The sequence below is a fragment of the Actinacidiphila alni genome, assembly GCF_900112845.1.
GTDB lineage: Bacteria > Actinomycetota > Actinomycetes > Streptomycetales > Streptomycetaceae > Actinacidiphila > Actinacidiphila alni.
Map to the genome: position 1 here is coordinate 92,561 of NZ_FONG01000002.1, position 23,459 is coordinate 116,019.

The window sequence follows — 23,459 nt, forward strand, 5'->3', positions numbered from 1 at the left end:
AGTAACAGCCGCAACGGCAGGGACTGCAAGCAACGTGTGTGGTTTTTGAAAAGCCTCACCGGCCCCGCGCGCACGGAAAACGGACGCCCCGCCCCAAGGCGGACGTTCCCCGCCCGACCCGGCGCATTCCGGCCCACCCCGATGAAAACGCCGCGCATTCCGGGACAATTGCGGGACAACACGACCCGGCACCCGGCATTCGATGTCCGCTCTCACCTTTTCGTTCATCCCGGCGTCGGCAAAAGCCAATAGCGTGACGGCCCATGGAGAATGAGAAGAGGGATCAGAAGAGCGATCGGAACAGCGACCGGTACGGGGCCGCCCCCGGCATAACGCGGCGCGGCCTCATCGTCGGCGCGGTCGCCGCCGGAATCACCGCCACCGCGGGCACCGCGAGCGCGGAAGCGGCGGGACCGGCCGGCCCGGAAGGAGCCGGGAACACCCCGGCATTCGCGCCCGCGACGGCCCAGGAAACCGGCGAATTCAGACCGCCGCGTTATCAGTTGACGGTCCCCGGCGAATCCCTCGTGGCGGACCGCACCGACCACCCGGTCGCCCCGGGCATCGTCCTCACGTCGTTCGACACCTTCGGCCGCACCGGATGGACCCGGGTGCACGTCCTCAACGCCGACCTCGGCGACTCCTCGGTGGGCGTGGAGCTGATCGCGGACACCGTCAGCGACCCGCGCCCGCTGGCGCAGGCGGCGAACGGCGTGCACGCGGTGGCCGCCGTCAACGGCGACTACTTCGACATCACCGAGACCTACGCGGCCGAGGGCCCGGAGATCCAGGACGGCAGGCTCCGCAAGGGCACCAGCGCGCACGCCACTGTCGCCGCGATCGGCGCGGACCGCGTCGCCCGCCTCGCCGACCTCGTACTGACCGGCACGGTCACCGTCGCGGGCGTACAGCGCCCGCTCGCCGCCCTCAACTCCCCCTCGGTGCCCGCCGACGGCGTCGCCGCGTACACCCCGCTGTGGGGCGGCGGGCACCGCACGCTGATCCAGGACCCGGGCCCGTACACCGAACTCGTCGTCGCGGACGGGAAGATCACCGCCGTCAACGGCCAACTCACCGACACCGCCGTGCCGGTGGGCGGTCTGATCGTGCTCGGCCGCGGCGCCGCCGCCGCTCAACTGGCCGCCGCCAAGCCCGGCGACGCCGTCACCGTCGACTTCGCGCCGCGGACGGACGCGCCGGTCGCGCTGCGTACGGCGCTGGGCAGCGGTGAGGTGCTGGTGCGCGGCGGCACGGCCGTCGACTTCCCGCCGAGCACCGGCAATGACGCGCCCAAGCCGCGTACGGCCATCGCCTGGACGGACGGCGGCCACCGGCTGCTGCTGGTCGCGATCGACGGTTCCGCGAACTTCTCCGCCGGGCTGAGCTTCGACGACACCGCGAAGCTGCTGGTCCGGCTGGGCGCCACCGAGGCGTTCATGCTCGACGGCGGCGGCTCCACCGAGATCGTCGCCCGCACCCCCGGCGACACGGGCGCCGGGGTGATCAACACGCCCTCGGACGGCAACGAGCGGCCGGTGCCCAACGCCGTGGGCCTGTTCGCGAACCGCAAGGGCTCGGGGCGGCTGCGCGGCCTGGACGTGCGCCCGCGCGCCGACCGTGTCGTGCCCGGCCTCACCGTGGACATCGACGCCGCCGGTTACGACGAGACGTGGGCGCCGGTGCCGGTCGACGCGGAGCACCCGGTGCGCTGGTCGACCTCGCCCGGCTCGCTCGGCAAGGCCGCCGACGGCGTCTTCCGTGCCAAGAAGCCCGGCGCGGGCACGCTGCGCGCCAGGACCGGCGACGCGCGCGGCGAGCACGCGATGCGGGTCGTCGGCGACCTGCACCGGCTGGAGTTCAGCGAGCGGACCGTCACCATCGACCCGGGCGCGACGGCGACCGTCGGCCTCGTCGGACACGACGCGGACGGCTTCGGCGCGCCCGTCGCGCCGCGCGACGTCACCCTCGCCTACGACAAGGCCGTGATCGACGTGGCGGCCGACGACGACGGGAACCTTCGGATCACCGGCGCGGCGGGCGCGGGCGGCAAGGCCACCGCGCTGACCGCCACCGTGCAGGGCGTGAGCAACCGACTCCCCGTCACCGTGGGCCTGACGGACGTGTCACTGGCCGAGTTCGAGCCCGGCGAGAACTGGACGGCGCTGGCCGCGCGCGGCACCGCGTCCGTCGCCTTCGTGCCCGCCGCCGACCGGCCCGGCGCCGCCGCCGGCAACCAAGCCCTGCGCCTGACCTACGACTTCACAGGACAGACCAGTACGTCGGCCGCGTACGCGGTGGCGGGCGACGGTCCGCTGACGCTGCCGACCGGTACGAAGCGGCTCGCGCTGTGGGTCAACGGCGACGGCCGGAACCACTGGCTGCGCGCCATGATCTCCTCGCAGGGCACCACCAATGTGCCGTTCACCTTCGCCACCGTTGTGGACTGGACGGGCTGGCGGCGCGTGGTCGGCGACATCCCCGCCGGCTACTCGGAGCCGCTCACCCTGCTGCGCGTCTACCTCGCGGAGACCTCGCAGACCAACAAGAACGCCGGGCGGCTCGACCTCGACGGCCTCGCCGCCCAGGTCGGCCAGCAGCCGGACACCTCGCGGGCGCCGCAGCCTGACCCGTACGTCGTCGAGCAGGGCGGGGTGCCCGACAAGCGGTGGACCTTCGCGGTCCTGTCCGACCTGCACATCAGCGCGGCGGCCGGGCTCGACTCCTTCTCCGGGCGGCAGGCGGTCACCGCGCTCGGCCAGGCGGTCGCGAGCGGCCCCGACTTCCTGCTGATCAACGGCGACTTCGTGGACAACAACACCCCCGACGACTTCGCGCTCGCCAACGGCCTGCTGCACGACCACGTACCGGCGGACCTGCCGGTGTACTGGACGCCCGGCAACCACGAGGCGGGCCTGTCCGCGACCGGCGGCCTGGACAATTTCCTCGCCCTCACCGGCCGCCCCAACAAGCAGGTCTTCGACCACAACGGCACCCGTTTCGTGCTGCTCGACTCGCACACCGGCGACATGCGCACCTCGGACTGGGACCAAGTGCTGCTGCTCCAGCGGGAGTTGGCGAAGGCCGCCACCGACAGGTCGGTGACCGGTGTGGTCGTCTCCTTCCACCACCCGCTCCAGGACCCCTCGGGCGCGGGCGCCTCGCAGCTGTCCGACAAGCTCGAAGCGGGCCTGCTCCAGCGGTGGCTGGCCGACTTCCGGGAGACCTCGGGCAAGCCCGTCGCCCTCTTCACCGGCCACGCGCACACCGCGTCGGTGACCCGCGCCGACGGCGTACTCGACGTCACCACCCCGGCCGTCGGCAAGACCCCCTACAGCTCGCCCGACCAGGGCGGCTTCTTCGGCTGGATGCACGTCGGCGTCGACCCGCGCCCGGCCCGCATCCGGGCCGGCGAGCCCAGCCCGCGGACCCGCGACTGGCTCCGGGCCGAGAGCCGCCCGCTGATCGACGGCATCGAACTGACCGCCCCCGCCGACCTCCCCGTCGGCTCCGCCACCACCCTGGCCGCCACCGGCATCACCAGCGAATTCGGCCTCCGCTTCCCGCTGCGCTTCCCGGCCACGGTCACCTGGTCCGGCGACCCGTCCCTCGCGATCGTCGCCTCCCCCGCCGACGCGAAGACCGCCGGCCGCAAGAGCCGCACCCTCGCCGTCCTCGACCTCTCCACCACCACCCTCACCGCGGTCCGCCGCGGCACCGTCACAGTGACGGTCACCTCGGGCGGCCTGACGAAGTCGGCGGAGATCACGCTGACGTCGTAGCCGTACGGCTCCCTCGGGGCCTCCTGACCGACCGAACGGGTGTGGTCAGGAGGTCTCGTTGCCGTTCGCGTCCAGGGTGTGCTTCTGCCAGTATTTGTCCCACTTGTCGTCCACGTGCTTCGGGACCTTGCCCTTGGGGTAGCGGACGAAGCCCTTCGAGGGCTCCTCGTCGTCGGAGAAGCAGGCGCCGCCGGAGGACGAGCCGACCGAGGCGGCCGGGTATTCGCCGTCCGAGCACTGGGCGTCCTGGAAGGAGCAGGCCGAGGTCAGGCCGACGAGGGCGGCGCCCGCCAGCGTGAGCGCGAGCAGGGTGGGCCGCGCGGCGGCGGGAATCCGGGGCCGGCGGGAGTGGTTGCGGTTCATGGCGGGCTGCCTCTCTCGTGGGTGGGGCCAGTGTTTCCGCCGGGACGGGCCGGGCTCATCCGCGCGCGTACTCAGTTCGTGCTGGGTACGGGGTGCGGGAGCGGCGGGCGCGGGTGAGTAGGGACGGACGTACGGGAACGTGGGAGGCGCGCTGTGCCGGTGGAATCCGAGCCGTTGCGGAAACTGGGCTTTCTGACCATCGGGCTGTTCGACGGGGACGATCCGCGGCGCGGGCACGAGTCGACGCTGGAGATCATCGAGCTGGGCGAACGGCTCGGCTTCGACAGCGCGTGGGTGCGGCACCGGCACCTGCAGTACGGGATCTCCTCGCCGGTCGCCGTACTGGCCGCGGCCACCCAGCGCACGAGCAGGATCGAGCTGGGCACGGCCGTGATCCCGCTGGGCTGGGAGAATCCGCTGCGGCTCGCGGAGGACCTGGCGACGGTCGACATCCTGTCCGGCGGGCGGCTCAATCCGGGCGTCAGCGTCGGCCCGCCGACGCACTTCGAGCAGGTCGCGCCCGCGCTCTACCCGGACACCGCGGAGGCCGAGGACTTCAGCCACACCCGGGTGCGGCGGCTGCTGGACCTCGTCCGCGGGGAGCCGGCCACCGACTTCAGCGGCGTCAAGGGCATCGAGGTCTTCTCCGACCGGGTCCAGCCGCACTCACCGGGCCTCGGCGGACGCCTCTGGTACGGCGGGGCGAGCCTGCGCTCGGCGCGGTGGGCGGGCGAGAACGGCATGAATTTCCTGACCAGCAGCGTCGTCAAGGCCGAGGATCCGGCGGAGGGCGCCGCGCGGGACTTCGCGGAGATCCAGCTCTCCCACATCAGGACCTTCCGCGCCCACCACCCCGACGGCGGGCGCGCCCGCGTCTCCCAGGGCCTGGTCGTCATCCCCACCGACAGCGCCACCGCCGAGCAGCGCGCCAAGTACGAGGCGTACGCCCGCGCCCGCCTCCCCCGTACCACCGCCCCCCAGGGCCCGGCCCGGATGCTGTTCTCCCCCGACCTCGTCGGCCCCTCCCCCGAGCTGGCCGCCCGCCTCCACGCGCACGCCGCCTTCCGCGAGGTCGACGAGGTCGCCTTCGCGCTCCCCTTCACCTTCGACCACGCCGACTACGTCCAGATCCTCACCGACCTGGCCACCCACCTCGGCCCGACCCTGGGCTGGCGGCCGGCGGGCTGACGCGGTCGGGCCGGGTGCGACCGGTCAGGCCCCGTAGCCCTGCTCGGCGAGGAGGGCGGCGATGCGGGTGGCGTGGGCGAGCTGCCAGTCGTCGAGGGACTGGGCGGCCTCCTTGGCGAGGACGGCGCGGGCCGCGGTGAGGGTTTCGGGGGCGCGGGCGGCGGGGGTGACGACGATGCCCTCCTCGTCGGCGACGACGATGTCGCCGGGGTGGACGGTGGCGCCGCCGCAGGTGACGGGGGTGTTGAGGGGGTGGACTGCGGCCTTGGTGCCGGGGATGGGGAGGACGCCGCGGGCGAAGACGGGGAAGCGCATCGCGCGGATCTCGGCGAGGTCGCGGACGACGCCGTCGAGGACGAAGGCGGCGATGCCGCGGCGCTGGGCGACGGCGCAGACGTTGCCGCCGGCGAGGGCGTGATCGAGGTCGCCGGACTGGACGACGACCACCGCGCCGGGCTCGGCCCGGTGGATGGCGGCGTGCAGCATCAGATTGTCGCCGGGGGCGCAGCGGACGGTGAAAGCCGGGCCCGCGACGCGCGGCATGCCGGACCACAGCGGGCGGATGCCGATGTCCATGACCTGCTCGCGGCCGAGCAGGTCGGCGAGGGTGGTGGGCGGGATGTCGGCGAAGCCGTCGGCGGTGACCGTGGGATCCGGCATGGTGCTCCTTGCGTCGGGCGCCCCCGGGGTGCGGGGCGGACCTCCGACCCTACGTGCCGTTCCCGGCCCGCACCCCGCGCCCCTCCTGGCCCCTCCCGGCACGTCCCGCCTCCCGCGTCACATCCGCGCGGCCACGTCCTTCCGCAGCTGCGGCAGCATCGCGTACAGCTTGTCGCCGGGGCACTCGGTGTCGTTGAAGTCCCGGTGCCCGTAGATCTGGCTGGTGGCGATCCCGTACTGGTAGCAGACGTACGAGCAGAGGCTGACCAGGCTGGCGTAGAGGATCGCCGGCGGCGCGACGGAGATGTACGTGCCGTTGTTCTCGATGCCGATGCTCTGGGTGTTCTGGTTGACGGTGTGGGCGCCGACCACCATGTCGCTGCCCGCGAGCAGCCGCTCCAGGCTGCGGTGCCGGCCCTCCATGATGATGCCGGTGCGGCTGATGGTGAAGTGGTTGCCGGTGTCGATCCAGCCGTTGGTGTCCATGTGCAGGTCCTGGATCTCGTGCGCGATGGCGAACGAGCCGGACGTCCCGGTGTCGGCGGTGTTCGGGAACGCCGTGTGGTGCACGACGATCTTGTTCGGGTTGCGGCCGGCCAGGCTGACCGGCGAGGACGGCGGGCGGGCGCTCCACGCGGAGGTGCTGAAGATGTTCGGCTCGGGCACGGCGGCCGGGCTCGCGGCCCGCGCGCCCGGGGCCGCGCCGATGATCACCGCGCCCGCGCCCGCGCCGATCACGGCGGCGGAGGAGGCGAGGAAGCGGCGGCGGGACAGGGAGGAGTGCTCAGAAGCGTGCAAGGGGTGCTCCCGTGACGTGGGGGGTGTGTGGGGAGTGCGTCAATTCCCGTGCAAGTAGCTGGCGTTGGAACTTAATGCCAGCAACCTCCCTTTGACCAGAGCCTCGGTGAAACTTTTTGCCAGCCGCTGACGCGGACGGGCTCGGATGCGTCACCCGCAGCGGTACGTGAAGGTTCCCGACGCCGACCGCCGCTGCGGGCCCAGCACTTCGAGGGTGGCCGTCGCCGCGAACGAGCCGCGCCCGTCGAAGGCCCACAGCAGCGTCACCTCGGTGCTGCGGCGCCCCTTCCCGACGTGCTGCGTCAGCTCGTCGGAGACGGTGCCGTCGCTGCGCCGCCACCGGTAGCGCACCGTGCCCGCGCCGCCGCCGGTCCGCAGCGTGCCGGTCACCTTCGCCGTACTGTGGCAGCCCTGCACGGCGGCGCCGCTCCGCACCGACACGGCGTCCACCCGTACCGACGGGCCCGGCCACCGCTGCCACAGCAGGAACGCGAGCGCACCGAGCAGCACCAGCACGGGCAGCGCCCAGCCGCCCAGGGCGCGGCGCCGCCGTACGGGACCGGGCGGCGCGGTGCCGTGCGGGACGGTGCCGTGCCAGACGGCGGCGGTCTGGCCGGTGTCGGGTCCCGGCTCGGCAGCGGCGGCCGGTACGCCGGGGCCGAAGCGGCGCAGGCCGCTCACGAAGGCGGGCGGCGGCGCCGGTACGGACACCGGCTCGGCCTCGGTCACCGTGCCGGCCGGGACCGGGACCTCGCTCGACCACGAGGCCGGGTCCAGCACCGTCGCCTGCATCGGATCGTCGTCGGGTACGTCCTCGGCGGCCGTGCCCCGCGGACCGCCGCGGAAGCCGAGGTCGCCCAGCCGGAAGGTGCCGTCCTGCGGCTCCGGCCGCTCGCCGCCGAAGAAGCGGCGCGGGTCGTGATCGTTCGCCATGACGTCCTCCCGGACGGAGAGCGGGAGTCGGGGTTCAACCGGCGCAACTGGAGGACATCAGCGTTTGTGACGACCCCTGGCCCTTGCCCGCCGCCGGATCGGTGGAGACGGTCAGGCCCCACGTCGGGTAACGGGCGCTCATCTCCTGCTTGAAGCCTTGCGTGAAAGAGGACTGCCCGGCCGGCACGGTCGCCGATTGCGTGGCCACCACCCGGGTCGTCCCCTTGGCGTCGGCGTAGAACCAGCTCACCGTCAGCGTCCCGTCGGCCGCGCCGTCGCCGCGTACCGTCACCGATGCCGCCGCCGCGGAGGGCCCGTCGCAGGTCAGCGAGCCGATGGTGACCAGGGAGATGTGCAGGACGGGTGCCGCCGTGGTGGTCGGGGGCGTGGTCGGCGGCGTCGTGGGTGTGGCGGCGGAGGTCGCGGTGTCCGTGTCCGTGGGCGAGGCCGTGGTCGGCGGATCGGCCGGCGGCGCGGTCGTCGTCACCGTCGCCGTGCCCGACGGAGAGGCCGACGCGGAGGCCGAATCCGACGCCGAGGCCGAGGCGGACGGCGAACCCGTCGCCGTATCCGTGGACGCGGCCGTCGCCGAGGGCGTCGCCGGCGTGCCCGAGGCCAGTGAGGTCAGGGCGGACGGTGTCGCCCCGGTGGAGGCCACGTTCTCGGCGGGCCCGCCGCCCGTGGCGACGGCCGTCACGACGAGGCCGGCGGAGATCACCAGCGCCGCCGTCGTACCGGCCACCAGCCGTGCCCGCCGCCCGAACCGTATCCGCCGCCGCGCCCGGGCGTGACCGCCGTGCCGGGACAGCGCGACCAGCGGCTCGCCCGGCACCGCCCCGCCGCCCGACGGCCGGCCCGCGGCGCCGCGCGCGCCCGCGCCGTCGCCCAGCCGCGTGTGCGCGAACGCCGTCGTCCCGGAGGCGCCGGAGGAGCCGGAGGAGCCGCCGAACGGCAGCAGCAGCGGCAACAGGGCAACGAGCGCGGCCAGTTTGCGCTGCCCGCGCTCCTCCCACGCCGGGCCGTACGCGGCGTCGGCCACGGCCTGGAGTTCGGCGACGAACTCGGCGGCGCTCTGCGGGCGTTCGCGCGGGGTCTTGCCGAGGCCGCGACTGACCAACAGGCGCACGGGCTCCGGCACTTGATCGTCGGGGATGGGCGCTTCCGCGTGCTGCACGGCCAGTTCGAACATCGTCGTGCCCGTGTACGGCTTGCTGCCGGTCAGGCACTCGTAGAAGGTCGCGGTCGCCGCGTACACATCGGTCGCCGGGGTCGCGGGCCCGCCCGCCCACTGCTCGGGCGCCATGTACGAGGGCGTGCCCGCCACCGGGCCGCTCTCGCCGCTGCGCACGGCGACGCCGAAGTCCACCAGCTTGGACACCCCGGCCGTGTCGACCAGGACGTTCGCGGGCTTGTAGTCGCGGTGCACCACGCCCGCGGCGTGCGCGGCGGCCAGGCCGAGCAGCGAGCCCTTGAGGACGGCGAGCGCCGGCTCCGGGTCGGTCGCGCCCTCCTGCCGCAGCAGGGTGTGCAGCGCGATGCCGTCGACCAGCTCCATCACGATGGCGGCGTCCGGGCCGTCCTCGACGTATTCGTAGAAGCGGGCGATGTACGGCGAGTGCAGGCCGCCGAGCAGCTCCGCCTCGCCGCGGAAGGCGGTACGGAAACGGGCGTCCCGGCCGAGCGGCTCGGCCAGGTACTTCACGGCCACCGCCGTGCCCGTGGCGTCGTGCCTGGCCAGCATCACCCGCCCGGACGCGCCCGCGCCGAGCTGCCGCTCGTCGGTGTAGCCGGGCACGGCCCACGGCCGTCCGCCGCCGGGCCCTCCGCCGGATCCGCCGGGTCTGCCGGCGCTGTCGTGTGCGTTCATCGCGTGCCGTCCCCCCGGCCGAGCCGTCGCGCCTGCGCGCGCTCAACGGCGTCGACGCACCCTACTGCGGCCCGGGTTCCCCGGCACGTGTCCCGCGTCCGTCCCGTATCGGTCTCGTACTCGTCACGTACGCGACGGCTACGCCCCCGGCGCGGTCAGAGCACGTTCCGCACCAGCCACTCGTCCTCGTTGTACGTGTCCTTCGCCGGATCCGGCGCGCTCGCCGGCACCTCCTGCACCATGTCCTCGGCCCGCACCCGCCCGGGCAGCACCCCGAACCGCGCCCGCCGCACCTCGGCCTCGGCCTGCCGCGCCACCTGCTCGTCCATGCCCACCCCTCTCTCCACTCCGTCCACCGCGCCCACCGCGGTCACCCCGTCCAACCCGCCCCACGGAACCCCTGTTCCCGCGGAACGGGCCGGCGGGACCCCCGTAAGAACTCCGTAATCCGCCGGTCGGCGGGCGCCGCGGAGAACCGCGCCGCCTGGCTGCGGGCCGGGCCGGAACAGTACGCTGAACAGCGTCGTCTCCGCCGAGCCGGTGCAGGGAGGTACGCCATGAGTGCCGAGATGGGCGCGCCCGCGTGGATGCATGCCCCGATCACCGCGGATCAGTACGACTCCTGGACCGAGGAGCAGTGCGCGGGGATCGAGATCGTGGACGGGATGGTCGTCGTGAGCCCCAGCGCATCCAAACGGCACAACCGCCTGGCGAGGATTCTGGCGAATGCCCTGGACACCGCCGCGGGGGCGGAGTGGAACGCCGACACGGATTTCGACGTCCGGCTCCAGGACGTGCCGCTGAGCAACCGCCGGCCCGACGTCGTCGTGTACCGGGCGGACACGATCGACATCACGCCCACCCGGCCCGAGCATGTGCTGCTCGTGGTCGAAGTGGTCTCGCCGGGTTCGGAGACCACCGACCGCATTGTGAAGGTCGATCAGTACGCCAAGGCCGGTATCCCGTTCTATTGGCGGGTCGAGCAGGCCGCCACGGGAGTCCCGCTGGTCTACACGTACGTCCTCGACCCGGCGAACGGGCACTACCGCGACGGTGAGGTCTTCACCGGCGCTGTGAAGGCCGTGGTCCCCTTCTCCGTGGACGTCGACCTCGGAGCGGTCTGAACCGCACCCGGCACAGCGCCGGTTGTGAAGCCTCGTGTCTACGACAGGCGGCCCGATGCGAGGTCGCGTTCGAGGTGGTCGCCCTCGATGTCGGCGTCCGGGACGTACTTCTCGAACCAGCGGGGGTGGTACCAGATGCGGGAGCCGACGATGGCCATCACGGCGGGGACGAGGGTGAGGCGGACGACGAAGGCGTCGAGGAAGACGCCGACGGCGAAGCTGAAGCCGATGGCCTTGATGGTCGGGTCGTCGGTGAACATGAAGGCGACGAAGATGAAGAACATGATCAGGGCGGCGGCGGTGACGACGCGGGCGGACAGGCCGGTGCCGCGCTGGACGGCGCGGCGGGCGTCGCCGTTCTTGGTGTGCTCCTCCTTGATGCGGGAGACGACGAAGACCTCGTAGTCGCTGGACAGGCCGAAGATGATGGCCAGCATGATGATCGGCAGGAAGCTGATCGTCTCGGTCGGTGTGATGCCGAAGACGTGCTCGCCCCAGCCCCACTGGAAGATCGCGACCTGCGCGCCGAGGGCGGCGGCCATCGAGAGCAGGAAGCCGAGGATCGACTTGATCGGCACCAGGATGGTGCGGAAGGCGAAGGTCAGCAGGACGAAGGCCAGGCCGACGACGACGATCAGGAAGACCGGCAGGGCGCTGGAGAGCTTGGACGAGACGTCGATGTTGGACGCGGTGGTGCCGCCGACGAGGATGTCCGTGCCGGTCCGCCCCTCGATCCGGGAGCGGTCGTCGCGAAGCTTGTGGACGAGGTCGGCGGTGGCCGAGTCGTTGGGGCCGGTGGTGGGGATGACACGGGTCAGCGAGACACCGTTCTTGGCGGCCAGCGGCGTCACGCTGGCGACGCCCGGCTCCTTGGTGAGGGCGCCGGCGATCTGCTGGGTGTCGTCGGGGCTGTCGACGTTCTGGGCGACGACGAGCAGCGCGCCGTTGAAGCCGGCGCCGAAGCCCTTGGTGGTGAGGTCGTACGCCTTGCGCTGCGTGGTGCTCTTGGCCTGCGAGGCGGCGCTGGGCAGGCCGACCTGGATGTCGAGCGCGGGGATCGCGAGCGCGCCGAGCAGCACGACGCCGGTGATCAGCACCAGGATCCGGTGCCGTACGACGAACCGGGCCCAGCGGGCGCCGGCCGGGCTGTCGGGGTCGGCGGCCGAGCGCCGGGCGACCTTCTCGGCGCGGGCGCCGAGCCCCGGCAGCCGGGTGAATTTGGCGACCTTCTCCCCGGCGAAGCCGAGGACGGCGGGCAGCAGGGTCAGCGCGATGAGCAGCGCCACGGCCACCGACGCGGCGGCGGACAGGCCCATGACGGTCAGGAAGGGGATACCGACGACGGTCAGCCCGCACAGCGCGATGATCACGGTGAGGGCGGCGAAGACGACGGAGCTGCCGGCGGTGCCCATGGCGCGCGGCACGGATTCCTCCGGTGTCATGCCGTTGAGCAGATTGGTGCGGTGCCGGGACAGGATGAACAGGCCGTAGTCGATGCCGCAGGACAGGCCGAGCATCAGCGCGACGGTGGTGGACGCCGAGGCGACGTTGATGACGGAGGCGACGGCGGTGACACCCATGAGGGTGGTGATGACGCCGACGATCGCGCTGAGGATCGGCATGCCGGCCGCGGCGAACGCCCCGAAGGTGACCATGAGGACGCCGAAGGCGATGACCAGGCCGATGAGTTCGGGGATCTCGGAGATCTCCACGCGCCAGCCGGGATAGACGCTGCCGTTGTACTCGACCTGGACGCCGTCGGCCCGTACCGGCTTCATCGCGTCGTCCATCGCGTCGAGGTGGGAGTCCTTGACGTCGGCCGCGGCGGCCGACCACTGCACCTGGCCGAGCGCGATCCTCTGGTCCTTGGCGATCAGCTTGCCCTGGAACGGGTCGACGACGTTGGAGACCTGCGGGATCGACTTCAGCTTCGTCATCGCCGACTCGATGGCCGCCTTGTTCGCCGGGTCGGTGACCTTGGCGGTGCCGCCGCCCTTGGTGGTGGCGAAGACGATGGTGCTCTGGCCGCCGCTGAAGGCAGGCAGTTTGGCGGACAGGACGTCGGACGCCTTCTGCGCCTCGGTGCCGGGAATCGTGAAGTTGTCGTTGGTCTTGCCGCCGCTGATCTGGGCGAGTGCGATGGCGGCGACCGCCGCCGCGAGCCACAGGACCAGGACCAGGCGCCGGCGCCGGAAGGCGAACCGGGCAAGTCGGTACAAATAGCGTGACATGTGCTGATTTCTCCACGGCCGGAACGGGTAACGATCGCCGAGCCCGACGTTAGGCATTCACTAGCCGCAGGTCAAGCAAATCACTAGCCAACGTAAGGTGAGTCACCGGACATTGGCAGGTGAGTGACTGGACATCGACAGGTGAATGACTAGCCTGGAGAAGGTGAGCAACCGGTCTTTTCGACCACCCGCCGCCTTGTATGCTGCGGTGCGGTCCAGGAGGTCCACGGGGGCGGTCCACGAAGGCTGCGGTCCATGAAGGAGGAGCAGATCCCATGCCGACGCCTGCCAAGGGCATGACCACCCGTGCGGCGCAGGCCGAGCAGACCAGGCAGCAGATCCTGGACACCGCTCAGCGGCTGTTCATCGAGCGCGGCTACGTCGCCACCTCGCTCCAGATGATCGCCGACGAACTCGGCCTCACGAAGGCCGCCGTCTACTACCACTTCCGGGCCAAGGGCGACATCCTGCACGCGGCGATGGAGCCGGGCGTCCGCCGGATGGAGATGCTGCTCGACGAGGCGGGCGCGATGCGCTCGCGGCGGGCCAGGATCGAGCACGTCGTGGACGGCTTCGCGGAATTCCTCGTGCAGAACCGGCACTACGCGGTGATGGCGTCCACCGATCCGGACGCGCGGCGCAACAAGGTCAAGGACGAGGCGTCCGCGCTGCACGACCGCGGCCTCGTCCTCTTCTTCGGCGACACCCCGACCCCGGCGGAACGCATCGCCTACAGCGCGGCCCTCTACCTCCCCGAGGCCCTCCCCCACCTCGTCGACCTCCCCGACGACGACCTGCGCGAGGCGCTGCGCTCCACGATGCTGCGGCTGCTGCGGGTGCCGCGCGCGTAGCCGGAGGGGTGGCCTGGCGTCCGACCAGGCATGATCGTGGGCATGGCCCACCCGCACCTGCCGACGACCGAAGCCGCCGTCACCGCGATCCGCGAGGTCGCGGACGCCTACGGCCTGGAGCTGACCGTCACCGACGACATCGGCGCGGACCAGACCTCCCGCCGTACGTCCGCGGGCGCCTTCACCGTCCTCGACCCCGACGGCTCGCTGCCGCACGAGGCGTTCGCCGAACTCGGCGGGTCGCCCGCCGTCACCGTCCAGCTCTACCCGGAGGACGACGCGCGGATCACCGTGGACGGGGTGGAGTTCGCCGACGTCCCGCGCGACGCGGTCCCGGCCTTCCTCCGCTCCGTCCACGGCGGTCTGGCATACGTCAAGGGCAGGCTCTTCCCGCCCGGGTACTGGCTGATCGTGCCGCTGCCCGGGGACGAGACGTACAAGGAGCTGGTGCTCGGCACCATGCTGAGCCCCTGGCTGGCGCGCGGCGTCCGCGGCTGACGTCCCCCTACTCGGACTCGGGCGCCGCCTTGGGCTCGGGCTCGGGCGCCGTCTCGGGTGCCGTCTCCGGAGCGGGGGCGGCCTCGGGCGCGGGCGCGGAAACCGCCTCGGGGGCCGGGATCGCGGCTTCGATGGCGGCCTTGATGCGGGCCGCGAAGGCGGGCGCGTCCTTGCGGGCGGCGCTCAGGCCGAAGCCGACGAGGAGTTTGCCGAGGCCGTGGCCCTCCAGGACGTTGAAGATACGGACACGGGTGCCGCCGGAAGGCGTCGCCTCCAGGTCGTAGCCGCCGTCCTTGGACGTGACGAGGTTCTTGGACAGCTCGGTCCAGCGGATCGTGGTCGGCGCCTCGAAAGCGCTGATCCGGATCTCCCGCTTGGTGGTCATCCCGGCGTCCTTGACCGTGCTCGCGTACACGGTGCCGACGCCGGTCGGGCCTTCCGTGGTCTTCCTGATCTCCTGGACCCGCGGGCTGAAAGAGCGGTCGTTCTCGCCGTCGGCGAGGAAGGCGAAGACCTCCTCGATCGGGCGGTCGACCTCGGCGATGCCCTCGAACTGACCGGCCATGGTGTCTCCTTAGGGAAGTGGTACCCCCGTGATGTGAGGCCCCAGTGTGCTGCCCGGCGGGGCCCGTGTCAGCGATCCGCGCGGTTTCCCGTCACGCGCCGCCCCGCGCGTCGCGCCGTACGTCACGCCAGGCGCCGCACCGCGCCGTACCCCGCCCGCCGTCCCCGGCCGGTCAGGCGGCGGCCGCGACGTACACCGTGTTGGTCGACGTACCGCCCCGCAGCGGGTTGTCGAACGTCACCACCTCGGCCCGCGCCCGGACGAAGACGCCGCTCAGGGCGGCGGTGAAGGCGTCGTCCGGCGGCTCGTTGGACCATAGCGCGAAGACGCCGCCGGGGTGCAGCGCCGCGGCCAGCCGGCGCAGGCCGTCGGGCCGGTAGAGGGCGGCGTGCCGCGGGTGGAGCACGTGCGCTGGCGAGTGGTCGACGTCCAGCAGGACGGCGTGGAAGCGGCGGCCCGGCTCCGCCGGGTCGAGCCCGTCCCCGCCCGCGGCCAGCGCGAAGAAGTCGCCGTGCGCGAGCCGGCAGCGCGGGTCGCCGGTCAGCTCCGCGCCCAGCGGCACCAGATGCCGCTCGTGCCAGCCGATGACCTCGGCGAGCGTGTCGACCACGACCAGGGACCGCACCCGCGGGTCGTCGAGCGCGGCCCGCGCGGTGTAGCCGAGGCCGAGGCCGCCCACGACGACGTCGAAGTCCCCTCCGTCCTGCGGGAGTTCGGCGAGCCCGAGGCGGGCGAGGGCGATCTCCCCGGCCGTGAAAAGGCTCGACATCAGGAATTCGTCGCCGAGCTTGACCTCGTGGACGTCCTCCCCGGCGGCCGGGTCCCAGCGCCGCCGCAGGCTGATCTCGCCCATCGGCGTCGGCTGCCAGTCGATCTCCTCGAAACGCCGGCTCATCGCCCCGTCCTCCGCACCGCTGTGTCCCGCTCCCGCACCGCCACGACCGGCGGATCCCCGCCGACCGACGGATTCCGGACACCGTAGCGGTTTCCAGGAGGGGCGCGACGGCACGGCGCCGGGGCGGTTCGGGCCGCCCCGGCACCGGCCGGACCCGCGGGCCCGGGCCTGCGGGCTCCTCCCCGCGGGCTACTGGATGCCTGCCTGCTTGCAGAGCGCCGCGAACTGCGCGGTGCACAACTGGGCGACGGTGTACGCCTGATCCTTCATCACCGTGTCCTTGATGGTGTCCTTGGTGACCGGCACCGCGGGCAGCAGCTCGGCCGGCACGGACTGGCCCGTACTGGACGTGACGGTGGTGGTGGCGACGTCCGTGAAGGGCTTGCCGTTCAGCAGCGCGACGGCGATCTCGGCGGCCGGATCCGTCTCCGGGGACGCGGGCTTGTACACGGTACTCGACTGAGTACCCGACAGAATCCGCTGGAGCGCGGCGAGTTCGGCGTCCTGACCGGTCAGCGGCGGATTGATGTTCTGGCCCTTGAGGGCGGTCGCGATGCCGCCCGCCATCGAGTCGTTGGCGGAGTAGACGCCCGCGATGCTGTGCGCGCCGAGCAGGGTGATCGCCGCCGTCATCTTCTGGTTGGCGACGGTGTCCTTCCACAGGCCGGACTGCTCGAAGGCGACGGTGACCCTGCCGTCCAGGATCTTGTGGGCGCCCTTCTTGAAGTCGGCCGCGTTCGGGTCGGCCGGGTCGCCGTCGATCATCACGATCTTGGCGGAGGGCACCGCCTTGGCGCCCATCGCGTCGAGCAGCGCCTGCCCCTGCAACTCGCCGACCTTCTCGTTGTCGTACGAGACGTACGCCGACACCGGGCCCTGCGCGAGCCGGTCGTACGCCACCACCTTGATGCCCTTGTCGACGGCCGCCTCCACCGACGTCTTGACGGCCTTGGCGTCGGCCGCGTCGAGGATCAGCACCTTGACGCCCTTGGCGATCATGCTGCTGATCTGCTGCGCCTGGGTGGCGGGCTGGCCCGCCGCGTTGGCGTAGTCGACCGTGCAGTCCGGACACAGCTCCTTGACCTTGGCGGTGATCCGCGGCCGGTCGAACTTCTCGTAGCGGGTCGTCGCATTCTCCGGCAGCAGCAGGCCGATGACCTTGCTCTTGCCGCCGCCGGAACCGCCGGAGCCGTCCGAACCCTTGTCGTGGTCACCGGTCTTGCCGCAGCCGGCGGTCAGTCCGGCCGCGAGCGACAACAGGGCGGTGGAAACCACTATTCGACGCGTCAACGCGGTCATGGCGGTGCCTCCCGGCATGGAGAGCGGCCCGGTCGGCCGCACGGCAGCGGTACGGGGGCGGCCCGTCCGCACGGCCGCCCACCGTCCTGCATTGTGACAATGTACCCGTGCATTGTCACAATGCAACAGGGGCTGTCAGCGCGAAGGCACGTGCGGCACAGCGGAGTTGGGGTCATGGCCCGCGAAGACCAGGCCGATGACAAAGCCCGCCGCCTCCTCCAGCTGGCGGGCGCGGTCGAGGCCGCCGAGGACCGCGGGCCGCGCGCCGACATCACGGACGAGGGTGCCGACGGTGTCGAGCGCGGCCGGGGCGTCGCCGCAGATCACGACGGTCACCGGCGACGCGTCCCCGCGCTCGGCCGCGTCCCCGTCCGCTTCCCCGTTCGTGGCCCCGTCCCCGGACCCGGCCCCGCCCCCGGCGCCCTGCGTCCACTGGGTGGCCGGAAAGAGGTGGAACGCCTTCACCACGTCGGCGCCCGGCGCCCGGGCGGCGATCCGCGCGGCCATCGACCCGTCGCCGGTGAGCAGCACCCCGACGCCGTGCTCGACGGCGTTCGTCGGGTCGATCAGCACCGTCCCGGCCAGCGCGCCCTCGTCCGCGCCGGCCGCCGCGAGCATCTCCTCGGCGCCGTCCCAGTCCACCGCGAGCAGCACCGCGTCCCGTCCGGCCGCCGCCGTACGCGGCCCGGCGGCGGTGACACCGCGGCCCACCGCCTCGGCGAGCTCGCGCGCCCGCTCGGCCGACCGGCCGCCGACCACCACCTCGTGCCCGGCGCGCGCCCATCCCTCGGCCAGCGCCCGCGCCAGCACACCCGTCCCCAGAATCCCGATCCGCATCCTCGGCTCCCTCGCGTACGTCTCCGCGCCGTCCGGTGATGTCCCGAGGCGGCTCTCACGTGGGCAAACGTAAGGAAACCGATACGCACCGATCGGTGCGCGCGGACGCGTCATGATGGAGGGGGACCAGCGGCCGGAGCAGCGAGGAGCGTGACGTGACGATCGCCGAGGAGCCGCCCTGCTACGACCTCGTCGCCGACTGCCGGCTGCGGGCGGCGACCGATCTGTTCGCCCACACCTGGGACCCGGTCGTGCTCGCGGCGCTGCGCGCGGGCCCGCGCCGCCGCCGTACGCTGCGCGTCTCGATCGGCGGCATCAGCGACAAGGTGCTCACCGAGACCCTGCACCGCCTGCTCGGCAACGGCCTGGTCGAGCGGCGCGCCTACGCCGAGGCGCCGCCCCGCGTCGAGTACGCCCTCACCACGCTCGGCGAGAGCCTGATGGACGGGCCGATGCTGGCGCTGGGCAACTGGGTGCTCGAACACGGCGAGGCGCTGCTGGAGGCGCAGGAGGCCGCCGCCGGCAACCCGGCGGCGGCCTCGGACGCCTGACGTACCGTCAAGCGGACCTCTACCGACCTCTACTGGTAGAAGTTGCGCTGCCAGCGGTGCTTGGCGAGCGCCGCGAGCCGGTCCTCGGTCAGTGAAGTACTGTCGCTGATCGCGGTGTTGCGCTCGACATTGCGGACGGTGCGCATGCCGGGGATGACGGTGGAGACCGCGGGCGAGGCGAGGACGAAGCGCAGGGCGGTCTCGGCGACGGCGTCCTGGGCGATGCCGAGGTCGGCGACCAGGGCCGCGACGCGCTGCTCGACCTGGGCGGGGCGGTCACCGCGGAAGTAGCGGTTGCGGAAGTCGCCCTCGGGGAAGGTCGTACCGGCGGTGATCGCGCCGGTCAGCCCGCCCTCGTCCAGCGCGACGCGGACGATGACGCCGACGCCGTGCTCCAGGCAGGCCGGGAACAGCGATTCGGCGGGCGCCTGGTCGAAGACGTTGTAGATCACCTGGACGGTGTCCACGACGCCGCTGCGGACCAGCGCGAGCGCGTTGTCCGGCTCGTGGTCGTTGATGGAGACGCCGAACAGCCGGATCTTGCCCTGCGCCTTGAGGTCGGCGACGGTCTCCAGCCAGTCGCCGTGGCCCACCCATTCGTCGCTCCAGACGTGGAACTGGAGCACGTCGAAGTGGTCGAGGCCGCTGGCCGCCAGGCTGGTGTCCAGGCTGGCGCGGATGTGCTCGCCGGGGAAGGCGGCCGACGCGGCGACGCCCTGCGGCGCGGGCCATGTCCCGTTCTTCGGCGGGACCTTGGTGGCGACCAGGATCTCGTCGCCCGCCGCGGCCCGCTCGCGCACCACCCGGCCGACGATGCGCTCGCTCTCGCCGTAGCCGCGGGCGGTGTCGACGAGATTGACGCCGAGGTCGATCGCGCGGTGCAGGGCGCGTACGGACTCGTCCTCGGTGGCACCCACCCACGCGGACTCGCCGATGCCCCAGGCGCCGTAGCCGATCTCCGACACCGACAGGCCGCTGCGGCCCAGTTCGCGGTAACGCACAGGTTTCCCCTTCTCGGGACGTGCTCGGGACGTGCTCAGGAGGTTCGCGGGAGATTCTCGTGAGCCTCGCGGGACGTACTCGGACGGCCGCGCTCACACGGCCGCGCTCAGACGGTCGCGCTCAGCAGCGCGATCTCCTCGGCGTCCAGGGCGAGTTCGGCCGCGGCCACCGAGTCGCGGATGGTCTCGGGCCGGGAGGAGCCGGGGATCGGGACGACGACCGGGGACAGCGCGAGCATCCAGGCCAGCGCGACCCGCTGCGGGCTGACGCCGTGCGCGGCGGCGACCTTGGCGAAGGGGGCGTTCACCGCGCCGAGGTCGCCGGCCCGGGTGATGCCGCCGAGCGGGCTCCAGGGCAGGAAGGCGATGCCCAGCTCGTCGCAGAGCGCCAACTCCGGCTCGCTGGAGCGATAGGCGGGGGAGAACTGGTTCTGCACCGAGACCAGCCGGCCGCCCAGGATGTCGGCCGCCAGCCGGATCCGCTCCGGATTCGCGTTGGAGATGCCGGCCATCCGGATCTTGCCCGCGTCCAGCAGTTCGGCGACGGCGCCGACGGACTCCTCGTACGGCACGGCGGGGTCGGGCCGGTGGAACTGGTAGAGGCCGATCGCCTCGACGCCGAGCCGCCGCAGCGACGCCTCGCAGGCCGCCTTGATGTGCTCGGGCCTGCCGTCCAGCGTCCACGAGCCGTCGCCGGGCCGCAGGTGGCCGCCCTTGGTGGCGACCAGCACGTCGTCGGTGCCGCCGCCGTACGAGGCGAGGGCCTTGGCGATCAGCGCCTCGTTGTGACCGACCTCGTCGGCGTGCAGGTGGTAGGCGTCCGCGGTGTCGATCAGGGTCACGCCCGCGTCGAGCGCCGCGTGCACGGTGGCGATGGAGCGCGACTCCTCCGGGCGCCCCTCGATCGACATGGGCATACCGCCCAGCCCGATCGCGCCGACGTCGACGGTTCCGATACGGCGGGTCTGCATGGCCATGGCCTTCCTGTCCCTCTCCCGCGATGCCGCGGGCCCCGCGCGGGTGCGCCGGCCTCCCCAGCCTCGCCCGCCGGGCCAGGCGCGTCCAATAGAAGAAAGCGAACGAATTCAGAAGCGGAATCGCTGAGTGGCCGGGAAGCGCCGCAGGCCGGGAGCGTGACGCGGGCGTCACTCGTACGAGTGAACGCTTCTCGGTCATCTTCGCGCGTGTCCGCAACCGGCCCCCTGCAAGGGGCGTCCCTCAGTGCGCAACAGATGTGACCCTAGAGGCGGGAAGGGGGTCGAGGCGTGGACACGGTGATTGTGCAGCTACCGGAGGAATGCGGTGGCTCGCGGTGGGAGGGGACGGCGCCGCGGCGCCCGCGGCTGCTGCGTCTCGGGCCCGGCGAGACCGCCGACTTCGGGCGGGGCGCGCCGGGCAGCCCGGTGCCGGTGCGGCTGTGCGACCCCGGGGTGTCGCGGTGCGCCGGGCAGATCACGGCCGCCGAGGACTACTGGCGGCTGTCGAACTTCAGCCGCAGCGCCACCTATGTGGTGGAGAATCTGGAGGGCGCGGGCGAGCACATCAAGGTCGCGCCCGGCCGGCTCGGCGCCCCCGTACCGTTCGAGTTCTCGCAGGTCGTGCTGCCCTCACAGGGTGCGGAGGCGCGCTTCAAGGTGTTCGCGCCGCAGCACGCGTACCAGGACGACGACGGCAGCGGTGCCGACGGCGGCGAGCGGACGACGATGCCCTTCGCGCTCGACCCGACGTCCAAGTACTTCCTGGTGCTGCTCGCGCTGTGCGAGCCGCGGCTGCGCAATGCCTCGACCGGCGCGGTGCCGGGCGTCGGCGACGTGCTCAAGCGGCTGCGGCCGCTGGACGCCTGCCGCGATCTGACCAGGTCGGCGGTCAACTACCACGTGGATTACCTGGCCACGGTGAAACTGCGGCTGCGCGACGACGCGGCCGAGGCCGAGAGCGACGCGCTGGCGGGCGGCAAGCGCGACGAACTGGTCGCCTTCGCGCTGCGCTTCGACCTCGTCAGGGAGGAGCACCTCGCGCTCCTTCCGCCCCGGCCGCGCCCCGGCGGCGGCACCGGCGCCCACGGGCCCGGCGGCGGGAACGGAAAGGCACGGGCGTGACGCACGAACGCGGCTCCGACGACGAGGCCGACGCGCCCGCCGACCGGGGCGAGGGCCACGACGACGGTCACGACGAGGGCCGGGGCGAGGGCCACGACGACGGAAGCGGGGACGGTACGGGCGGCGGCCGGACCCGGGCCGCCAAGGCCCCGCTCGACGTGCCCACCGGCTACCGCGTCGGCGACTGGACCGTCACCGGCCTGATCGGCAGCGGCAGTTGGGGCAGCGTCTACACCGCCGAGGGCGCGCCCGGCACCCCGCGCGCCGGGCAGCGGGCCGCGCTGAAATTCCTCGGCACCGCGCCGCTCGCCCCCGGCCAGCGCGCCGAGGTGGACGAACTGGTCGGCAAGGAAGTGCGGTTCAGCCTCGCCGCCCGCCACCCGCACCTGATCCGTACGTACGAGGCGCTGCCCGTCAGCGACCCGGGGTCGCCCGCGCTGGACGGCTCGGTCGTGCTCGCGATGGACCGCGCGGAACGCAGCGTGCAGGACGTACTGGCCGCCGCCGAGCCGGGCGCGCCCGTACCGGACGCGGTGCGCGTGCTGCGCGGCACCGCCTCGGGCCTGGCCCATCTGCACGGCGAGGGCTGGCTGCACGGCGACCTCAAACCGGCCAACATCCTGCTCGGCCCGGACGGCGAGGCCCGGCTCGCGGACTTCGGCCTGACCACGGAGCTGGACGGCACCCACGCCTACGTCCCGCCGATGGGCACCCTGGACCACCTGCCGCCGGAGTGGTGGTCCGAGCGCACCGGGAGCCTGGGCACGGCGGTGCGCCCCACCGCCGACGTGTGGGCCTTCGGCGTGGTCGCCCACCAGGTGCTCAGCGGCGGCCTGCACCCCTTCCCCGGCGCCACCGCCCGGGCCAGGGCGCTGGCCGCGCAGGCGTACGCGCGCGGCCGGGCGCCGCTGCGGCTCGACGCCTCGCTCCCCGAGGGCTGGCGGCGGCTGATCACCGACTGCCTGGCGCCCGACCACGCGGCCCGCGCCGGCCTGACCGCGGCGAAGCTCGCCGAGCGGGTGGAGGAGTGCGCCGCCGCAGGGTCCGACACGCCCGCGAAGGGCCGCGCGTCCCGAACGCCCCTCCTGGTCACGGCCGTTGTCGTCCTGCTGGCCGCCGCGGGCACCGCCACCGGCCTGCTGCTGACGGGCGGCTCCGACGGTTCCGTCGGTTCCGCCAAGAACCCCGGCGCGGGCGGCCCGTCCTCCGCCGCGCGCACCGGCGTGACCGCCAGTCCCGTCAACGACACGCTGCCCGCCGGCTCCGACGTACCGCAGCCGCTGCGCCCCTTCATCGGCGCGGCGGCCCGGCTGTGCGTGCAGCCCGAGGTGACCCCGGCGCTGATCGCCGCCATGCTCAAGGCCGAGTCCGGCTTCGACGCCCACGCGCGCCGCCCCAGCACCGACGAGTACGGCATCGCCATGTGGACACCGCGGGTGTTCAAGGCGTGGGCGGTGGACGGCGACCACGACGGCACCAAGGACTACATGTCCGCGCCCGACGCCATCGCCACCATGGGCGCCTACCTGTGCTGGGTCGACGAACAGCTCAAGCAGCACGGACTGCACACCGACCTCCCGCAGCTGACCGCCGCCGCGTACCGCACGAGCACCCGCACCATCGAGGAGGCCGGCGGCGTTCCGGCGCGCGTGCGGCCGTACGTCGACAAGGTCACTCGGTACCTGGCCGACTACACGCCGCGGCGGTAGCCGCCGGCCTCGCGCCCGGGCGTCGCGCCGGTCTCCCCCGTACGGACCGGTGCGACCGGACGGACCCACCGTAGGCGCGCCCGCCCCGCGCCCGCTCCTGACAGATGACAGGGGTGCCCGTACGCCCCGCGGACGGCGTCCGCATCCGGTCCGTATGTGACCGCCCCGGGGTCGCCGGGTGAGCGATGTGTGGCCGGTACGTGACCGGTGA

The 23,459-nt window shown here is 73.0% G+C and carries 20 protein-coding genes and 1 pseudogene; 8 read left to right on the forward strand and 13 right to left on the reverse strand.

The genetic code is table 11. The annotated features are described in order from the left end of the window. Positions 1-263 precede the first annotated feature (263 nt). A complete protein-coding gene (locus BM076_RS03265; RefSeq protein ID WP_093711812.1) occupies positions 264-3,779 on the forward strand; it encodes a phosphodiester glycosidase family protein in 3,516 nt (1,171 codons plus the stop codon). Between the two features lie 45 nt (positions 3,780-3,824). Here the strand turns inward: BM076_RS03265 and BM076_RS03270 are convergent, their stop codons facing one another. Beyond that, the gene (locus tag BM076_RS03270; protein WP_093711813.1) at positions 3,825-4,142 is read right to left on the reverse strand and encodes an SCO0607 family lipoprotein; all 318 of its coding nucleotides are present in this window, start codon (positions 4,140-4,142) and stop codon (positions 3,825-3,827) included. 153 nt (positions 4,143-4,295) lie between these two features. Between BM076_RS03270 and BM076_RS03275 the strand changes: the two genes are divergently transcribed. Beyond that, the gene (locus BM076_RS03275; protein ID WP_093711814.1) at positions 4,296-5,330 is read left to right on the forward strand and encodes an LLM class flavin-dependent oxidoreductase; all 1,035 of its coding nucleotides are present in this window, start codon (positions 4,296-4,298) and stop codon (positions 5,328-5,330) included. 24 nt (positions 5,331-5,354) lie between these two features. Here the strand turns inward: BM076_RS03275 and BM076_RS03280 are convergent, their stop codons facing one another. The 5 genes from BM076_RS03280 to BM076_RS36430 all read right to left on the reverse strand — a co-directional run bounded on the left by BM076_RS03280 (position 5,355) and on the right by BM076_RS36430 (position 9,917). Further along, positions 5,355-5,990 carry an RraA family protein gene (locus BM076_RS03280; protein WP_093711815.1) on the reverse strand — a complete coding sequence of 212 codons (636 nt, stop codon included), beginning with the start codon at positions 5,988-5,990 and terminating at the stop codon, positions 5,355-5,357. Between the two features lie 117 nt (positions 5,991-6,107). Further along, entirely contained in the window at positions 6,108-6,788 is a 681-nt protein-coding gene (locus BM076_RS03285; protein WP_245795694.1) for a peptidoglycan recognition protein family protein, read from the reverse strand. Between the two features lie 150 nt (positions 6,789-6,938). Beyond that, positions 6,939-7,721, reverse strand: a complete 783-nt coding sequence (locus BM076_RS03290; protein ID WP_093711816.1) for a hypothetical protein — start codon at positions 7,719-7,721, stop codon at positions 6,939-6,941. A gap of 34 nt (positions 7,722-7,755) precedes the next feature. After that, positions 7,756-9,588 (reverse strand): serine/threonine-protein kinase, encoded by a 1,833-nt coding sequence (locus BM076_RS03295; RefSeq protein WP_093711817.1) that lies wholly within the window; start codon positions 9,586-9,588, stop codon positions 7,756-7,758. A gap of 155 nt (positions 9,589-9,743) precedes the next feature. Further along, a complete protein-coding gene (locus tag BM076_RS36430; protein ID WP_177246306.1) occupies positions 9,744-9,917 on the reverse strand; it encodes a hypothetical protein in 174 nt (57 codons plus the stop codon). Between the two features lie 228 nt (positions 9,918-10,145). Here BM076_RS36430 and BM076_RS03305 point away from each other — a divergent pair, with 228 nt between their 5' ends. Further along, positions 10,146-10,712, forward strand: a complete 567-nt coding sequence (locus tag BM076_RS03305; RefSeq protein ID WP_093711819.1) for a Uma2 family endonuclease — start codon at positions 10,146-10,148, stop codon at positions 10,710-10,712. Positions 10,713-10,750: 38 nt separating this feature from the next. Here the strand turns inward: BM076_RS03305 and BM076_RS03310 are convergent, their stop codons facing one another. After that, on the reverse strand, positions 10,751-12,943 hold the full coding sequence (locus tag BM076_RS03310; RefSeq protein ID WP_093711820.1) for an MMPL family transporter: 2,193 nt from the start codon (positions 12,941-12,943) through the stop codon (positions 10,751-10,753). Between the two features lie 275 nt (positions 12,944-13,218). Here BM076_RS03310 and BM076_RS03315 point away from each other — a divergent pair, with 275 nt between their 5' ends. Beyond that, the gene (locus BM076_RS03315) at positions 13,219-13,794 is read left to right on the forward strand and encodes a TetR/AcrR family transcriptional regulator (protein ID WP_177246307.1); all 576 of its coding nucleotides are present in this window, start codon (positions 13,219-13,221) and stop codon (positions 13,792-13,794) included. A gap of 42 nt (positions 13,795-13,836) precedes the next feature. Next, on the forward strand, positions 13,837-14,292 hold the full coding sequence (locus BM076_RS03320; RefSeq protein ID WP_093712206.1) for a hypothetical protein: 456 nt from the start codon (positions 13,837-13,839) through the stop codon (positions 14,290-14,292). Positions 14,293-14,413: 121 nt separating this feature from the next. Here the strand turns inward: BM076_RS03320 and BM076_RS03325 are convergent. The 4 genes and pseudogenes from BM076_RS03325 to BM076_RS03340 all read right to left on the reverse strand — a co-directional run. Continuing rightward, positions 14,414-14,857, reverse strand: a pseudogene (locus tag BM076_RS03325) (SRPBCC family protein); the annotation flags it as partial. A 172-nt stretch (positions 14,858-15,029) separates the two neighbouring features. Next, on the reverse strand, positions 15,030-15,752 hold the full coding sequence (locus BM076_RS03330; RefSeq protein WP_093711823.1) for a polyamine aminopropyltransferase: 723 nt from the start codon (positions 15,750-15,752) through the stop codon (positions 15,030-15,032). A 189-nt stretch (positions 15,753-15,941) separates the two neighbouring features. Further along, entirely contained in the window at positions 15,942-17,051 is a 1,110-nt protein-coding gene (locus tag BM076_RS03335; RefSeq protein WP_093711824.1) for a sugar ABC transporter substrate-binding protein, read from the reverse strand. A 135-nt stretch (positions 17,052-17,186) separates the two neighbouring features. Further along, on the reverse strand, positions 17,187-17,888 hold the full coding sequence (locus tag BM076_RS03340; protein WP_093711825.1) for an NADPH-dependent F420 reductase: 702 nt from the start codon (positions 17,886-17,888) through the stop codon (positions 17,187-17,189). A 155-nt stretch (positions 17,889-18,043) separates the two neighbouring features. Between BM076_RS03340 and BM076_RS03345 the strand changes: the two genes are divergently transcribed. Then, positions 18,044-18,439 carry a winged helix-turn-helix transcriptional regulator gene (locus tag BM076_RS03345; protein WP_093711826.1) on the forward strand — a complete coding sequence of 132 codons (396 nt, stop codon included), beginning with the start codon at positions 18,044-18,046 and terminating at the stop codon, positions 18,437-18,439. A 29-nt stretch (positions 18,440-18,468) separates the two neighbouring features. Here the strand turns inward: BM076_RS03345 and BM076_RS03350 are convergent, their stop codons facing one another. Together BM076_RS03350 and BM076_RS03355 are read right to left on the reverse strand one after the other, a co-directional pair. Further along, positions 18,469-19,440 (reverse strand): aldo/keto reductase, encoded by a 972-nt coding sequence (locus BM076_RS03350; protein WP_093711827.1) that lies wholly within the window; start codon positions 19,438-19,440, stop codon positions 18,469-18,471. 107 nt (positions 19,441-19,547) lie between these two features. Beyond that, positions 19,548-20,411 carry an aldo/keto reductase gene (locus BM076_RS03355; protein ID WP_093712207.1) on the reverse strand — a complete coding sequence of 288 codons (864 nt, stop codon included), beginning with the start codon at positions 20,409-20,411 and terminating at the stop codon, positions 19,548-19,550. A gap of 294 nt (positions 20,412-20,705) precedes the next feature. On the opposite strand from BM076_RS03355, the gene BM076_RS03360 reads away from it, so the two are divergent. Together BM076_RS03360 and BM076_RS03365 are read left to right on the forward strand one after the other, a co-directional pair. Beyond that, positions 20,706-21,539 (forward strand): serine/threonine protein kinase, encoded by an 834-nt coding sequence (locus BM076_RS03360; protein ID WP_093711828.1) that lies wholly within the window; start codon positions 20,706-20,708, stop codon positions 21,537-21,539. Beyond that, a complete protein-coding gene (locus BM076_RS03365) occupies positions 21,536-23,248 on the forward strand; it encodes a serine/threonine-protein kinase (protein ID WP_245795695.1) in 1,713 nt (570 codons plus the stop codon). The genes BM076_RS03360 and BM076_RS03365 overlap by 4 nt, the downstream gene beginning before the upstream one ends. Positions 23,249-23,459: the final 211 nt, after the last annotated feature.

What these genes read in the sequence shown, in the direction of transcription:
- BM076_RS03265 (WP_093711812.1), top strand. Translation starts at nt 264, where the DNA reads ATGGAGAATGAGAAGAGGGATCAGAAGAGCGATCGGAACAGCGACCGG.
- BM076_RS03270 (WP_093711813.1), bottom strand. Translation starts at nt 4,142, where the DNA reads ATGAACCGCAACCACTCCCGCCGGCCCCGGATTCCCGCCGCCGCGCGG.
- BM076_RS03280 (WP_093711815.1), bottom strand. Translation starts at nt 5,990, where the DNA reads ATGCCGGATCCCACGGTCACCGCCGACGGCTTCGCCGACATCCCGCCC.
- BM076_RS03290 (WP_093711816.1), bottom strand. Translation starts at nt 7,721, where the DNA reads ATGGCGAACGATCACGACCCGCGCCGCTTCTTCGGCGGCGAGCGGCCG.
- BM076_RS03295 (WP_093711817.1), bottom strand. Translation starts at nt 9,588, where the DNA reads ATGAACGCACACGACAGCGCCGGCAGACCCGGCGGATCCGGCGGAGGG.
- BM076_RS36430 (WP_177246306.1), bottom strand. Translation starts at nt 9,917, where the DNA reads ATGGACGAGCAGGTGGCGCGGCAGGCCGAGGCCGAGGTGCGGCGGGCG.
- BM076_RS03305 (WP_093711819.1), top strand. Translation starts at nt 10,146, where the DNA reads ATGAGTGCCGAGATGGGCGCGCCCGCGTGGATGCATGCCCCGATCACC.
- BM076_RS03310 (WP_093711820.1), bottom strand. Translation starts at nt 12,943, where the DNA reads ATGTCACGCTATTTGTACCGACTTGCCCGGTTCGCCTTCCGGCGCCGG.
- BM076_RS03315 (WP_177246307.1), top strand. Translation starts at nt 13,219, where the DNA reads ATGCCGACGCCTGCCAAGGGCATGACCACCCGTGCGGCGCAGGCCGAG.
- BM076_RS03320 (WP_093712206.1), top strand. Translation starts at nt 13,837, where the DNA reads ATGGCCCACCCGCACCTGCCGACGACCGAAGCCGCCGTCACCGCGATC.
- BM076_RS03330 (WP_093711823.1), bottom strand. Translation starts at nt 15,752, where the DNA reads ATGAGCCGGCGTTTCGAGGAGATCGACTGGCAGCCGACGCCGATGGGC.
- BM076_RS03335 (WP_093711824.1), bottom strand. Translation starts at nt 17,051, where the DNA reads ATGACCGCGTTGACGCGTCGAATAGTGGTTTCCACCGCCCTGTTGTCG.
- BM076_RS03340 (WP_093711825.1), bottom strand. Translation starts at nt 17,888, where the DNA reads ATGCGGATCGGGATTCTGGGGACGGGTGTGCTGGCGCGGGCGCTGGCC.
- BM076_RS03355 (WP_093712207.1), bottom strand. Translation starts at nt 20,411, where the DNA reads ATGCAGACCCGCCGTATCGGAACCGTCGACGTCGGCGCGATCGGGCTG.